Raw genomic sequence first — 13,782 nt, forward strand, 5'->3', positions numbered from 1 at the left:
TTCCGGAGCCTGCCATGCCTTCTCCGAATCCGATCATCCCCGACCGCGCCGAGTTCGTCGACGTGCTCAACCTGCTGCGCCAGGGCCACCTGCTCGTGCAGAACGGCGAGACCGACAGCTGCTGTGTGCTGAGCGGCGCACCGATCTACCACTCGATGCCCACGCTGCGCGCCTACGGCCTCATCGACCCCGTGACGGTGCCCGATCAGCGCCCGCGCACGAAGTGCTGGCGCCTGTCGCCGCGCGGCCGCGATTTCGCCGACCGCGCCACGCGCGAGTGGCGCCGCAAGCCGCTGCTGCAGCGTGTGGCGGTGCGGCTGCTGGGCTGAGCACCACGCCCGGGCTGCCAGCCCGGGCGACCCGTGCCACGGGCGGGTGAGGGCTACGGTGGTTCAATACGCGGCTTCGTCCACCGCCTGCCCGAGCCGCCCCATGTCGAACCGCCTGACCCAGATCGCCACCCGCACCGGAGACGACGGCTCCACCGGCCTGGGTGATGGCAGCCGCACGCGCAAGGACGCGCTGCGCGTGATGGCCATGGGCGATGTCGACGAGCTGAACTCGGGCCTGGGCGTGCTGCTGGCCGAGCCGCTGCCGGCCGACGTGCGCGAGCTGCTGGTGACCATCCAGCACGAGCTGTTTAACCTGGGCGGCGAGCTCAGCATCCCGGGCTATACGCTGCTGAAGGCCGAGGCCGTGCTGCGGCTGGACGACGCGCTGGCGCACTACAACGCGGCCTTGCCACGGCTGAAGGAATTCATCCTGCCCGCTGGCACGCGCAGCGCCGCGCTGGCGCACGTGAGCCGCACCGTGGCGCGCCGCGCTGAACGCGCCGTGGTGGCGCTGGCCGCCGCCGAGCCCGTGAACGACGCGCCGCGCCAGTACCTCAACCGCCTGAGCGACCTGCTCTTCGTGCTGGCGCGCGTGCTCAACCGCGCCAACCTCGACGGCCTGGGCGGCGACGACGTCTACTGGCGCAGCGAGCGCCTGGCGCGCGAAGGCGGCTGAGCCGCCGCCGGACCGAGGTGGGCGGGGTGCGCGCACCCCGGTGCGAACCCACGGTGTGCAGGCATCGTGAGACGTTGGGCGCCCGCAGGCGGCGTTGACCGGCAAGCGGGGCTATTTCCGGCCCCGCAAGCCTGGAGCCCGCCATGCCCGTCCGCTGTTTGCCTCGCCGCCTCCCCGCCCTGCTGGGCCTGGCCCTGCTCATGGCGGCGGGCCCCGCCGCCCTGCATGCCAAGGACGTGCCCGAGCCCGTGGCCGTGGCCGCTGATTTCGACGCTGCCGCGCAGGCGGGCGCCTTGCTGAAGGTGAGCGAGGCCCAGCTGCTCAAGGGTCTGCGGCGGGTGGCCGTGCCGCAGTTCAGCGTGGAGTTCATCACCGCCGACAGCGCCAGCGCCGAGACCTCGGGCTTCGCCGCCGCCGGCCGCGCGCGCGTGACGGCCAGCTACCGCCTGCAGGGCGTGGCCGAGCCCGAGTTCCAGGCCATGACGGAGGCGCTGTACGTCGAGTTCCTGCAGGCCCTGGCCGCCAGCGGGCTGGAGGTGCTGCCGCTGGCGCAGGTGACGGCCGCGCCCAGCTACGCCAAGCTGGCCGCTTCGGGCGTGAGCACGCCGGTGCGGGAAGACAGCAGCATCACCGTGGCGCCCCAGGGCCTGGCGCTCTACGGCACGAACCGGGCCATCGCCACGGCCCCTGGGAAGAGCGCGGGCCTCTTGGGCACGTTCTCGGGCTTCAGCAGCGTGGCCTCGGCCATCGGCTCCATCGGCGACGTGCAGGCGCTGGGCAAGGAGCTGGGCGACGCCGCCTTGCTGGAGGTGCACATGGTGGTGAACTTCGTCGAGCTGACGAACAACAACAAGGGCTTCTTCGGCCGCATCTCCAGCACCGCTTCGGTGGGCGCCAAGACGGCGCCGAGCGTCGGCAAGGCCACGCTGGGCGTGCAGGTCGGCGCCGTGCGCGGCAGCCTGGAACTCACGCGCGCGCTGGCGCTGGACGCCAGCGCCTTCAGCACCGTGCGCGAGCAGGCCAAGAGCACGGGCGAGAAGGCGGGTGCGGTGGCCGTGGCGGTGCTGGCCTTTGCCATCGGCAGCAAGGACAGCAACAGCAGCTCAGCCATGGAAGCCGTGGCCGACCCCGTGCGCTACCGCGAGGTGGTGGGCGGCGGGCTGGGCCAGGTGGGCCAGATGTTCGTGGCGCGGCTGAAGAGCGAACGGTGAGCCTGCGCGGGCCGGGCCGTTCACGGCGACTCAACGCTCGGCCAGCTCGCGGTGCAGCCAGGCGCGGGCCAGGGCCCAGTCGCGGTTGACGGTGGCGCGGCTCAGGCCCAGGGCCTCGGCCACCTCGGTGAGTTCCAGGCCGCCGAAGAAGCGCAACTCCACCACCTTGGCGGCGCGCGGGTCGGTGGCCTCCAGCGCCAGCAGGGCCTCGTGCACGGCCACCAGGTCGCGGTCGGGCGGTGCGCCCAGCTCGGCCAGGCCCGACAGCGTCATCGGCACCAGTTCGGCCTCGCGTTTGGCGGCGCGGCGCGCCATCTCGTGGTTGACGAGGATGCGCCGCATCATCGTGCTGGCCACCGCCAGGAAGTGGTTGCGGTTCTTCCACGCCGTGCGCGTCTGCTCGGCCATGCGGAACCAGGCCTCGTGCGAAAGCGCCGTGGGGCTGAGCGTGTGGCCGGCGTCCTCGCGCCGCAGGTGGCTGCGTGCCATGCGGCGCAGCTCGTCGTAGAGCATCACGAAGAGCTCGCTGGACGCCTCGGGCCCGCTGGGGCCGAGTTGCTGCAGCCACTGCGTGACGTCGCCCAGGGCTTCGGCGTCGGCAGGGTCCGGAAGGGCGGCGGAAGACATCGCGGGGGTGATTGTGGTGCCGCGGCCTCACGCCAGCCCGCGCCGGCACGGCGCCCCCCGGGACGCGGGGGGCCGGCGGCGGCGGTGAGCCCGGATCCGCGGGCGTTGCGCGTGAGAACCCTGAGCAGGCCACGGGCCCGCGGCAACCCCTCACGGAGACCTTCCATGCCCAGCATCCGCTTTCTCGTCGGCCTGCCCGCGGCCCTGGCCCTGGCCGTGGGCGCGCTGCCAGCCGCCGCAGGCCCGCTGTACCACCTGAACTTCACCGGGGTCATCACCAACAGCGCAGACCGCGGCAACCCGGGCATGGGCGAGCTCTTCGGTGCCAACACCGAGGGCGGCCAGAACGGGCAGGTGATCAGCGGCCGCATCGTCATCGACAGCACCGCCTACGCCGACCAGAACGCCAGCATCTACAACGGCAGCTACGGGCCCACCAACGGGCTCTTTCCCCAGCCCGCTGACTTCTTCACCGCCACCTACAGCATCGCCGGCAGGAACTTCAACGCCAGCGAGTACATGGGGCCGGCCACGCAGCACAGCCTCGAATACGCCGCGGTGCAGAACATCCCGCCCGTGAACTTCGTGCAGCAGGACATCTACGAGATCGGCGACGGCAGCCAGCGCCTGCTGTGCAGCGACAACAGCAACCCGGCCACCTGCTCGGGCGGCGCCCTGGCCACCACGCAGCTGCGCTTGAAGCTCTTCGGCATCTTCGACTTCCTGGCCAGCGACGCGCTGGTGCAGACCCTCGACTTCGACGCCGCCGACATCGCTGCCATCACCGGCGCACCCGGTGGCGGTCAGACCAACAGCTACCTGATGTACCGCTACAGCGCCGTCAACGTGCTGGACTACTGGGCGGAGGGCGAGTTCAGGCTGACTTCGATGTCGCTGGGCCTGGCCCCCGCCACCGGCCCCGGCAACCCTGGCGGCGGCAGCGTGCCCGAGCCCGGCAGCCTGGCCCTGGCGGTGCTGGCGCTGGCCGGTCTTCTGTTCAGGGCTCGGTCTGGCCGCCCAGCTCGCGCCGCAGCCATGCCCGGGCCAGCGCCCAGTCGCGCTTGACGGTGGCGCGCGAGATGTCGAGCGCCTGCGCGATCTCGTCGACGTCCAGCCCGCCGAAGAACTTCAGCTCCACCACCTGCGCGGCACGCGGGTCTTGTTGCTCCAGCGCCAGCAGCGCCTCGTGCACGGCCACCACGTCGGCCTGCACGCCCAGCGCATGACGGTCCACCAGCGTGGTGTTGAGCACCTGCAGCTCGGCCTCGCGCTTGGCCGCTCGGTGGGCTACCGCGTGGTCCACCAGGATGCGCCGCATCATCGTGCTGGCCACTGCCACGAAGTGCTGCCGGTTCTGCCAGGCCGTACGCGTCTGCGCCGACAGACGCAGCCAGGTTTCGTTGACGAGCGCCGTGGCGCTGAGCGTGTGGCCGGCAGCCTCGCGCCGCATGTGCCCGGCGGCCGCGCGGTGCAGCTCGCCGTACAGCAGCGTGTAGACCTGCTGGGCCGCCTGCGGGTCGGTGCCCAGGCGGGCGAGCCAGTCGTCGAGGGCGGGCGCGGGCTTGTCCACGGCGGTGATGCTGGTGCAGGGCGTGGCGCCAGGCAAGCCATGCCCCACCAGCGGCACCGCTGCAGCGTGAACGATGACGGCCCCCCGCCTGCGGGGTGCGCCTACGATGGCTGCCACGGGCCGCCGTGGCCTGTCTGAACGCCTGGGCGCTGCAGCGATGTCCGACCCCGATCCTCCTCCCCCGCAAGGCAGCGAACGGCCGCCTTGGCCGGCGGTGAAGACGCTGTTCGAGCGCCTGCTCGACCTGCCGCCGCCTGAGCGCGAGCAGCAGCTGCGGGCCGCCGAAGGTCCGCCGGCCCTGCTGGCCGAGGTGCGGGCGCTGCTGGCCCAGCACGCGGCCGAAGAGCGCGCCGGCGAGCGCTTCCTGGCGCAGCCCGCCAGCCTGCCGGGCGCTGCCCCGGCGGCGGCGGCCTGGCCCGAACGTCAGGGCCAGCAGGTCGGCCCCTGGCAACTGGACACACGGCTCGGCCAGGGCGGCATGGCCGAGGTCTGGTCGGCACACCGCGCCGACGGCGCCTGGGCCGGCCGCGCGGCCGTCAAGCTGCTGCGCCCGGGCATCGACAACGCGGCCGTGCTGGCGCGTTTTGCCCAGGAGCAGCGGGCGCTGGCGCGGCTGAACCACCCGCACATCGCAAGGCTGCTGGATGCCGAGCGCCTGCCCGACGGCACGCCCTGCTTCGTGATGGAGCTCGTCGAAGGCCAGCCCATCGACCGCGCCTGCGCTGGCCGGCCGCTGGGCGAGCGGCTGGCCCTCTTTCTTCAACTGGCCGATGCCGTGGCCTTTGCGCACCGGCAGCTGCTGGTGCACCGCGACCTCAAGCCGGGCAACGTGCTGGTGGATCAGCAAGGGCAGGTGAAGCTGCTGGACTTCGGCATTGCCAAGGCCCTGGACCCGCTGGAGGGCGCCGACCCCGGCCTCACGCAGGCGGGCGAGCGCCCGCTGACACCGCACTACGCCAGCCCCGAGCAGGTGCGCGGCGAGCCCGTGGGCACCGGCACCGACGTCTACAGCCTGGGCGTGATGCTCTACGAACTGCTGGCCGGCCGGCGCCCGCACGCCCAGGCCGGCCCTGGCGCGCGCGAGGTGCTGCAGGCCGTGCTGAACACCACCCCGGTGCCGCCCAGCCAGGCGCTGCCCGCCGGCGACCCTTGGGTGCGCACGCTGCGGGGCGATCTCGATCGCATCGTGATGAAGGCGCTGGCGCTCCAGGTGGTCGAGCGTTACCCCAGCGTGGACGCGCTCGCGGCAGACCTGCGGGCCTGGCAGGACGGCCGTCCCGTCAGCGCGGGCCCGCCGGGCGCGGCCTACCGGGTGCGGCGTTTCCTGGCGCGGCACCGCGTGCCCGTGGCGCTCTCGGCGGCTGCCCTGCTGGCGCTGCTGGGCGCCCTGGCGGCGCTGTTGCACCAGGTGCACGAAACGCAGGCCGCCCAGGCCCAGGCGGAGAGGCGCTTCGCGCAGGCCCGCGCGCTGTCGCAGCGCTTGCTGTTCGAGCACCACGACAAGATCGTCAACCTCGCGGGCGCCCTGCCGGCGCGTGAGGCGCTGCTGGCCGACGCGCAGCGTTATCTGGCCACCCTCACTGCCGAGGTGGGCGACGACGCAGCGCTCGCCCGCGAACTCGCGGAAACCCACTTCCGCGTGGCGGCGCTGCAGGGCGAGACCTTCTCGCCCAGCCAGGAGCGGCTGGACGCTGCCGAGGCCAGCATCGAGCAGGCGTTGCGCCTGCAGCCGCTGTACCTGCAGCGCGCCCGCGTGGACCCCGCCGCGCTGCCGCCGGCGGTGGACATGTGGCTGATGCGTTCGCTGCTGCACACGCGGCGCGGCCGTCTGCAGCCGGCGTTGCGGGCGCTGGAGCAGGCCCAGCCCCTGGCCGAGCGCATGCGCCAGGCCTTGGGCGACACGCCGGCCGCGGTGTCGCGCCTGGCCACCTTGGAGGGGCGGCTGGGCCTGGTGAAGGCCGGCGCGGCTTCCTTGGCCAGCCTGGGCCGCATCGACGAAGCCGCGGGGCACTACGCGAGGTCCACGGCGCTGCTCGAAGGCTTGATGGCGCGCGAGCCCCAGGTCGCCGAATGGCAGCACCAGCTGGCGTGGGCGGTGGGCAACCAGCAGGTGCTGCATCTGCTGAAGGCCGAGTGGTCGGCATCCACGGCCGCGGCCGAACGGGCCCTGGCCTTGCGCCGCAGCGCCGCCGCGGCGCGTCCCGACGACCATCACCTGCGCTACCAGGCGGTGGTCTTCCAGCTGCGCCTGGGCTCCAGCCTGGCGCTGGCCGGGGAACACGCCCGCTCGCAGGCGCTGCTGGACGACGTGGACGCGCAGAACCGACGCCTGGCCGCCGCCGAGAAGGAGAACCGCGCGCTGCAGCGCGACCTGGCCGTGCTGCAGGTGGTGCGCGGGCGGTCTGCGGCGCTGGCGGGGCGGCGCGCCGAGGCGCTGGCGCGCCTGGACGAGGCGCTGGCCACGCTGCCCCCGGCCCACGGGCAGGATTTCCTGGTCACGCACTGGCACGCCGAGGCGCGGCTCTGGCGGGCCCGCATGCACCTGGCCGGACCCGCGCCCTCGCCAGCCCAGGCCCTGGCCGATGCCGACGCCGCGCTGGCCCTCGTGCAGGCCACGCCGCCCGACCCCGACAACGCCGCTCGCCGCTGGGGCCTGGCGCTGGCCGAAGGCGAGCGCGCGCGGGCCCTGGCCGGCGCCGGCCGGCGTGAGGAAGCCGCTGCCGCCGCTGTTCGCGGCCTTGGTGCAGGCAGCCGCAGCCGCCGTGGGGCGCTGAAGCCGCCGGCTGCGCGTGACACGTTTGCACCCGCCGCGCGGCGTAAGCGGGGGATGGCAGGGCCCGACGCTGCTGCCAGCGCGCCCGATGACCCGGCCCCAGGAAACACCCCATGCCCACGGACCCCGCCCGCGTCTGCACCCGCACACCGGCGGGCGCTGCACCGTGCTGGCCGGCAGCGGCGGCTCCGGGCCCCGTGCGGCACCCGCCCCGGCACCACGCCCGCGCCGGCGTCGGGAGCAGGGCGATCCACCGCCTGTGCCGCACCGGCTGCGACCGGCGCGCGCCGCGAGGCCGGGCGGCCATCGCTCCTAACATCGCGCCGTGAGCCTGCCTCCCGCCCCCGTGCCCCAGTCCGACTGGGCCCGATTGCGCGAGCTCTTCGACGCCGCACTGCCCCTGGCGGCCGCCGAACGCGAGGCCCTGCTGGCCGACCCCGCACTGACACCGGCCCTGGTGGCGGAGCTGCGTTCGCTGCTGGCCCACGCTGCCGAGGTGAGCAGCGCCGACGCCGACGGCGCCGCCTTTCTCGACCACACCGCGGCACGCCCGCTGCCCGCGCCCGTGACCACCGCCGGCCTGCAGCTGGGCGCGTGGCGCCTGCTGGCGCCGCTGGGCGCCGGGGGCATGGGCGAGGTCTGGCGCGCCGCGCGCAACGACGGGCGCTTCGAGGGTGCGGCCGCCGTCAAGCTGCTCAAGCGCGGCATGGACAGCGCTGCCGTGCTGGCGCGTTTTGCACAAGAGCAGCAGGCGCTGGCCCGCCTGAACCACCCGCACATCGCGCGGCTGCTCGATGCCGGGCTCAGCGCCGACGGCCGGCCCTACTTCGTGATGGAGCTGGTGGAAGGCCAGCCCATCCACCGCGCCACCGCCACCATGCCGCTGGAGGCGCGGCTGCGCCTCTTCCTGCAGCTGACCGATGCCGTGGCGCACGCGCACCGCAACCTGCTGGTGCACCGCGATCTCAAGCCCAGCAACGTGCTGGTGGACCAGGACGGCCAGGTCAAGCTGCTCGACTTCGGCATCGCCAAGGCGCTGGACCCGCTGGAGCATCGCCTGGGCCCCGACGGCGACGCCGACGGCGCCACCACCGTGGGCGGCGTGCGCCCCTACACGCCGCACTACGCCAGCCCCGAGCAGGTGCGCGGCGAACCCGTCACCACCGCCACCGACATCTACAGCCTGGGTGTGCTGCTGTACCAGCTGCTCACCGGCACGCGGCCCACCGGCCGCAAGGCCACCAACGCCGCCGAGGCCGCGCGCAGCGTGCTCGACGAGCAGCCCACGCGCCCCAGCCGCCTGAGCAGCGAAGACGTGCCCGACCCGCAATGGGTGCAGACGCGCCGCCGGCTCGAAGGCGACCTCGACAACATCCTGCTCAAGACCCTGGGCAAGCAGCCGGCCGAGCGCTACGCCAGCGTCGACGCGCTGGCCGCCGACGTGCAGGCTTACCTCGACGGCCGGCCCGTCAGCGCACGCGCCGCCAGCCCGGCCTACGTGCTGGGCAAGTGGCTGCGCCGCCACCGCGCGGCCGCGGCGGCCGGCGCCCTGGGCGGCCTGGGCCTGCTCACGGGCCTGCTGGCCACGCTGCTGCAGGGGCGCGTGGCCCTGGCGCTGGGCGCCACCGGCCTGGGCGCCGGCCTGGTGCTGGCGCTGGTGCAGGCGCAGCGGGCGCAGCGCGCCTTGGATGAGGCTGCGCGTGCGCGCGACAGCGCCACGCGCCACCTGGGCGAGCTGCGCCGGCTGGCCAACAGCATGGTCTTCGAGGTGAACGAGGCGCTGGAGCGCGGCCAGATCGAAGGCCGCAAGGCGCTGGTGAGTGCGGCCGCGCAATCGCTGGAACGCCAGACCGCCTTCGGCCAGATGAGCGATGCCGAGCGCGTGGAGCTGGGCATGGCCCTGGCCCGCCTGGCGCGGCTGGAGGGGCACGAGAACACCAACAACGTCGGCAACGTGGCCGGCGCGCTGGTGCTCTACGACCGCGCGCTGCAGGTGCTGGAGCCGCTGGCACCGCGCCTGCAGGCCCACGCCGGCTGGCACGCGGCCATGGGCGCGGCGCTGGAAGGGCGCTTCGCCGTCACACGCCAGCTGCGCCGGCCGGCAGAAGCCATGGCCGCCATCGACAGGGCGGTGGGCCACGCCCAGCAGGCCGTGAAGCTGGCGCCGGAAGACCTGCGCCTGCGCTGCCACGAGTGCGCGCTGCTGGCCCACCGCGCCGACCAGGCCTACCCGGTGGTGCGTTTCCACGGCCTGGCCGATCTGGCGCTGGCGCGCCGCCACGTCGAAGCCGCCGTGCGGCGCAGCGAAGAACTCGTGGCCTGGGCGCCCACGCAGCCCCAGGCGCTGCGCGTGCGGGGCTTCGTCATGCGCCTGTCCGCCGGCCACGTGGCCATCTCAGGGCAGTTGCCAGCCGCCGTGGCGGCAGAGCGCGAGGCCTTCGCCTTCCTGGAGCGCGCCATCGGCCTGCCCGACGGCGAGCCGCTGCGCGCCAGCGACTACGCGCAGGCCGCCATCCGCGTGGCCATCACCAGCCGCGCGGCGGGCCTCTACGACGAAGGCGCGGAGGCCCTGGCCCCGGCGCTGCTGCAAGCGCAGCGCGACCTGCACGACAACCCGGGCGACGAACACCGGCAGCGCCAGCTGGTGGCTGTTTCGCAGACCTTGCTGGACCTGTGCCTGCACCGCGGCCGTGAAGCCGAGGCCGAGGCGCTGTACACCCAGGCCCACCAGCACCTGCCGGTGCTGACCCCCGCGCATGAAGCCGACCCGCTGTGCAAACGCCCCTGGCAGCACGCGTGGATGGACAGCCTGCAGGCCCTGGCCTGGGCGCGTTGCGGCCGGCTGGACGCCGCGCAGCAGCGGCTGCAGCGCCTGCACGCCTGGATGCACGGCGGCACGCTGCGCCTGCGCGACGACCCCGCCGCGCTGGACTGCGAGCTGGAAGCCAACATCCACATCGCGGGCGCGCAGCTGGCCAGCGCGATGGGCCTGCCCGACGAAGCCGCCGCCTCGGCCGAGGCCGCGCTCGAACGCCTGCAGGCCATGCGCGCCGTGCGCGACCCCAGTGACGCCATCGAGGCCGTGCGCAGCTGGCAGCTGGCCGTGCGCCTGGCGGTGAGTTGCACGGGCGAAGCCACCGCGGCCTTGCAAGCGCGGCTGGTGACGGCGGCGCTGCAGCAGCAGGCCGAACTGGCAGCGCGCGGGCTGGTGGAGCCCGCAACGCGGGCCGAATCACGCTGGCTGGCCGCGCAGGCCGCCGGCTGAGCGGCGTGCTCAGGCCTTGTACGGGGCCTCGCGCGACCGCGGGTTGCACCGTCGGGTGGCCCGTCGCAGACCCGGATGGCTTGGACCCCTGCTGAGTCGGCGCGCCTGCACGGGCGGCTGGCGGGCAACATCCCGACAGCTGTCGTGAAACTTGACAACCCCTGCCTGCCGTGGGGTGTCCCGAATGCAGGCTGCTCTGCCCGAATCTGTTTTGAATCAGGCGCTTAGGCTCGCTCGGTGATGCTCGATGCGCGTGTGGCATGAAGCGTGCTGTCAGAGCCTCAAAAATCCCCGCCCTTTCTCATTCGAATCCAAGATGACACCGAATTCCCCCCTGAAGATGCTCGTTGGCGCGCTGCTGACCGTTGGCGCCATGGCTGCAAACGCGGCGCTCGTGAAGAGCTATGACTTCAATGGCACCCTGACCGACACCCTGGGCAATGGCAATGCCTTGCAAGCATCAGGGGGTGTTCTGGGCGCTGGCGGCTACACCTTCGGCCTGAATCAGGGCTTGCGTCTGACCTCTGCGCTTCCCAGCACCACTGACTACGCCATCGAGATGCGTTTGCGTGTCACCGACAGCACGTCGGGCTACAACAAGCTGATCGACTTTGAAGATCTCAGCAGCGACCTTGGCCTCTACGTGCTGAACGGAGCCATCAGGTTCTACACCGCGACCGGCACTTTCGGCAGCGTCAGCCTGGACACCGACTTCACCGTCGGTCTGGTTCGTTCAAGCGCCACCAATTCGCTGTCTCTCTGGCTGAATGGCGTGAATCTGGTGAGCGTTGCTTCGACCGGCAACCAGGGCGTACCGTCAGGCAACGTCCTGAACTTCGTCGAAGATGACCTCGCGACGAGCCAGAACGAGGCTTTTGCCGGCCGGGTGGATTTCATCCGCATCCACAACGACGCAACCACCTTCGGTACCTCGCCAGTCGTGACGCAAGTGCCCGAACCCGGTTCTCTGGCACTGGTTGGTTTGGCGCTGATGGGCCTCGGCTTGAGTCGTGGCCGCAGCCGCAGCCGCGCTGATTGACAGCCGTCCGATTCCCCTGAGGGGCCACGATCCGCTGCAGGCTTCTCCCAGCGGGCCAGTGCAACATCCGCGACCGATCGGTGCCCAGACTGTGTCTCCGTGCAGCGATGCCGCAGCGGGGGCCGGTCCGCATTCGTGAGGTTCCGACACGAACTGGCTCCCTGAGGCAACGAAGGGACCCCAGCCGTGTCGGCGCGTTGGTTGGCTGAGTCAGCGAGAGCGGCCCATTCGCGCCGGCTGAGCACCCGGCTCAGCTCTTTTTCGCCGCACGCCTGGCCTTCACGGCCGCCGCCAGCCCGTCGAGCACACCCACCGTGTCGTTCCAGTCGATGCACGCATCGGTGATGCTCTGCCCGTAGGCCAGCTTGGCCGGGTCGTCCTTGCCCGGGGTGAACTTCTGCGCGCCGCCGCTCAGGTGGCTTTCCACCATCACGCCGAAGATGCAGCGGCTGCCGGCGGCGAGCTGCGCGCCCACGTCCTTCATCACCTCGATCTGGCGCTGGTGCTGCTTGCTGCTGTTGGCGTGGCTGGCGTCCACCATCAGGCGGCAGGGCAGCTTGCTGGCCTCGATCTCGGCGCAGGCCGCGGCCACGCTGGCGGCGTCGTAGTTCGGCGTCTTGCCGCCGCGCAGGATGACGTGGCAGTCCTTGTTGCCCTTGGTCTCGACGATGGCCACCTGGCCGTTCTTGTGCACGCTCATGAAGTGGTGCGGGCGGCTGGCGGCCTGGATGGCGTCGATGGCGATCTTCACGTTGCCGTCGGTGCCGTTCTTGAAGCCAACCGGCGCACTCAGGCCGCTGGCCAGTTCGCGGTGCACCTGGCTCTCGGTGGTGCGCGCGCCGATGGCGCCCCAGCTGATGAGGTCGCCGATGTACTGCGGGCTGATCACGTCGAGGAACTCGCTGCCCGCTGGCACGCCCAGGCGGTTGATGTCCACCAGCAGCTGCCGCGCGATGCGCAGCCCTTCGTGGATGCGGTAGCTCTCGTCCAGGTAGGGGTCGTTGATCAGGCCCTTCCAGCCCACCGTGGTGCGCGGCTTCTCGAAGTACACGCGCATCACCACCTCCAGCTCGCCGGCGTGGCGTTCACGCTCGGCCTTGAGTTTGCGGGCGTACTCCACCGCGGCGGCCGGGTCGTGGATGCTGCACGGGCCGATGATCACCAGCAGCCGGTCGTCCTCGCCCTGCATGATCTGGCGCACATGGTTGCGCGTGTCCTTCACCAGCGTCTCGATCGGCGTGTCGGCGATGGGGAAGAAGCGGATCAGGTGCTCCGGCGGCGGCAGCGGCGTGACATCGCGGATGCGCTGGTCGTCGGTCTGGCTGGTCTTCTCCGACAGGGCGAGGCGCTCGTCGTTGGGGATCGCGTTCTTCGGGCTCATGAAGGGGTTCCTGACGGGTTCCGTTTCGGGTGTTGAAGGCTGGCCTGCAGGGCCCCAGACAAGAAAAAACCGCCGGGGCTGCCGGCGGTTTCTGGGGTGCGGTGCGTTCGTTGACCTTACGCGTTTGCCTCTCCAGCCGCCAAGCGGTGCGAGAACCAAAAGTACGAAAAGTAAAACGATGCGGGGCGCATGGGGCGGAATGTAGCACGCACTTCATGTCGGCTGGCTGACGGCCGCTGGTGCGGCGACAGCGCCGGCAGCCACGGGCAGGTGCTGCGGGGCCGTGACGCCCATCGAGACATACACGCTCGTCACCGCCTCCACGCTCAGGCCCGCCGGTGTCACCCAATCCTCGGGCACGAAGAGCAGCCCGCCGCCCACGGGCACGGGCGCCGTGGGCACCAGCACCGGCACGCAGCGGCGGCCCTCCACCAGCAAGGCCGTGGCCGTGGTCTGCAACGCCAGCACCACCGCGCCGCCGGCTTCGCCGCCAAAGCGCACCCACACCGCCTGCATCGCCCGCGCCTGGTTCGGGTCGCGCTGCGCGAAAAGGGCCACCAGCTTCTGGACCATCTCGTAGACCTGCCGCACCAGCGGAATGCGGCGCATCACGCCGTCCACCAGCCGCACCAGGCCGCGCTGCAGGCCGGCTTCCACCAAGGCCCCCAGCGCCACCAGCGCCAGCAGCACGAGGCCGATGCCGATGAGGTAGCCCACCACCTCCGAACCCGTGACGCCCAGGCCGATGGCCACCAGCAGCGAACCCACCGGGCTCTCGGGCCCCAGCCAGCGCACCAGCACGCTGCCGGCCCAGGCGAAGATGGCCACGGTGGCCGCCAGTGGCAGCGCCGCCAGCAGCCCGGTGACGAAGAGCCGCAGCAGGTGGGCGTGGGCGCGTTTCATCGGCA

General features: G+C 72.4%; 10 protein-coding genes and 1 pseudogene. 7 read left to right on the top strand and 4 right to left on the bottom strand.

The window, feature by feature from the left end; all coding sequences use genetic code 11:
- Positions 1 to 14 precede the first annotated feature (14 nt).
- From EOE66_RS02585 to EOE66_RS02595, 3 genes are all read left to right on the top strand, one after another.
- On the top strand, positions 15 to 329 hold the full coding sequence (locus tag EOE66_RS02585) for a hypothetical protein (RefSeq protein ID WP_128227112.1): 315 nt from the start codon (positions 15 to 17) through the stop codon (positions 327 to 329).
- Between the two features lie 103 nt (positions 330 to 432).
- The gene (locus EOE66_RS02590) at positions 433 to 1,008 is read left to right on the top strand and encodes a cob(I)yrinic acid a,c-diamide adenosyltransferase (protein WP_128227113.1); all 576 of its coding nucleotides are present in this window, start codon (positions 433 to 435) and stop codon (positions 1,006 to 1,008) included.
- Between the two features lie 143 nt (positions 1,009 to 1,151).
- The gene (locus tag EOE66_RS02595; RefSeq protein ID WP_128227114.1) at positions 1,152 to 2,219 is read left to right on the top strand and encodes a hypothetical protein; all 1,068 of its coding nucleotides are present in this window, start codon (positions 1,152 to 1,154) and stop codon (positions 2,217 to 2,219) included.
- A 30-nt stretch (positions 2,220 to 2,249) separates the two neighbouring features.
- Here the strand turns inward: EOE66_RS02595 and EOE66_RS02600 are convergent, their stop codons facing one another.
- On the bottom strand, positions 2,250 to 2,846 hold the full coding sequence (locus EOE66_RS02600; protein ID WP_128227115.1) for an ECF-type sigma factor: 597 nt from the start codon (positions 2,844 to 2,846) through the stop codon (positions 2,250 to 2,252).
- 165 nt (positions 2,847 to 3,011) lie between these two features.
- Between EOE66_RS02600 and EOE66_RS02605 the strand changes: the two genes are divergently transcribed.
- On the top strand, positions 3,012 to 3,911 hold the full coding sequence (locus tag EOE66_RS02605) for a PEP-CTERM sorting domain-containing protein (protein WP_128227116.1): 900 nt from the start codon (positions 3,012 to 3,014) through the stop codon (positions 3,909 to 3,911).
- On the opposite strand, the gene EOE66_RS02610 is transcribed toward EOE66_RS02605, so the two are convergent.
- Positions 3,844 to 4,533 carry an ECF-type sigma factor gene (locus EOE66_RS02610; protein WP_164884972.1) on the bottom strand — a complete coding sequence of 230 codons (690 nt, stop codon included), beginning with the start codon at positions 4,531 to 4,533 and terminating at the stop codon, positions 3,844 to 3,846. The two genes, EOE66_RS02605 and EOE66_RS02610, sit on opposite strands and share 68 nt — an antisense overlap.
- 40 nt (positions 4,534 to 4,573) lie before the next feature.
- Between EOE66_RS02610 and EOE66_RS22430 the strand changes: the two are divergent.
- The 3 genes and pseudogenes from EOE66_RS22430 to EOE66_RS02625 form a co-directional block, all read left to right on the top strand.
- A pseudogene (locus EOE66_RS22430) lies at positions 4,574 to 5,515 on the top strand (serine/threonine-protein kinase); the annotation flags it as partial.
- A 1,999-nt stretch (positions 5,516 to 7,514) separates the two neighbouring features.
- On the top strand, positions 7,515 to 10,454 hold the full coding sequence (locus EOE66_RS02620) for a serine/threonine-protein kinase (RefSeq protein WP_128227118.1): 2,940 nt from the start codon (positions 7,515 to 7,517) through the stop codon (positions 10,452 to 10,454).
- 316 nt (positions 10,455 to 10,770) lie between these two features.
- Positions 10,771 to 11,493, top strand: a complete 723-nt coding sequence (locus tag EOE66_RS02625) for a PEP-CTERM sorting domain-containing protein (protein ID WP_164884973.1) — start codon at positions 10,771 to 10,773, stop codon at positions 11,491 to 11,493.
- A gap of 250 nt (positions 11,494 to 11,743) precedes the next feature.
- On the opposite strand, the gene EOE66_RS02630 is transcribed toward EOE66_RS02625, so the two are convergent.
- Positions 11,744 to 12,874 carry a 3-deoxy-7-phosphoheptulonate synthase gene (locus tag EOE66_RS02630; RefSeq protein ID WP_128227120.1) on the bottom strand — a complete coding sequence of 377 codons (1,131 nt, stop codon included), beginning with the start codon at positions 12,872 to 12,874 and terminating at the stop codon, positions 11,744 to 11,746.
- A 213-nt stretch (positions 12,875 to 13,087) separates the two neighbouring features.
- The gene (locus EOE66_RS02635) at positions 13,088 to 13,777 is read right to left on the bottom strand and encodes a DUF502 domain-containing protein (RefSeq protein WP_245478872.1); all 690 of its coding nucleotides are present in this window, start codon (positions 13,775 to 13,777) and stop codon (positions 13,088 to 13,090) included.
- Positions 13,778 to 13,782: the final 5 nt, after the last annotated feature.

Origin of the sequence: Rubrivivax rivuli, assembly GCF_004016505.1 — a bacterium.
In the GTDB taxonomy this organism is placed as follows: domain Bacteria; phylum Pseudomonadota; class Gammaproteobacteria; order Burkholderiales; family Burkholderiaceae_C; genus Rubrivivax; species Rubrivivax rivuli.

Bases quoted from the DNA above. Each gene is read 5' to 3' on its own strand.
- EOE66_RS02585 (WP_128227112.1), top strand. From the start codon at position 15: ATGCCTTCTCCGAATCCGATCATCCCCGACCGCGCCGAGTTCGTCGAC.
- EOE66_RS02590 (WP_128227113.1), top strand. From the start codon at position 433: ATGTCGAACCGCCTGACCCAGATCGCCACCCGCACCGGAGACGACGGC.
- EOE66_RS02595 (WP_128227114.1), top strand. From the start codon at position 1,152: ATGCCCGTCCGCTGTTTGCCTCGCCGCCTCCCCGCCCTGCTGGGCCTG.
- EOE66_RS02600 (WP_128227115.1), bottom strand. From the start codon at position 2,846: ATGTCTTCCGCCGCCCTTCCGGACCCTGCCGACGCCGAAGCCCTGGGC.
- EOE66_RS02605 (WP_128227116.1), top strand. From the start codon at position 3,012: ATGCCCAGCATCCGCTTTCTCGTCGGCCTGCCCGCGGCCCTGGCCCTG.
- EOE66_RS02625 (WP_164884973.1), top strand. From the start codon at position 10,771: ATGACACCGAATTCCCCCCTGAAGATGCTCGTTGGCGCGCTGCTGACC.
- EOE66_RS02630 (WP_128227120.1), bottom strand. From the start codon at position 12,874: ATGAGCCCGAAGAACGCGATCCCCAACGACGAGCGCCTCGCCCTGTCG.
- EOE66_RS02635 (WP_245478872.1), bottom strand. From the start codon at position 13,777: ATGAAACGCGCCCACGCCCACCTGCTGCGGCTCTTCGTCACCGGGCTG.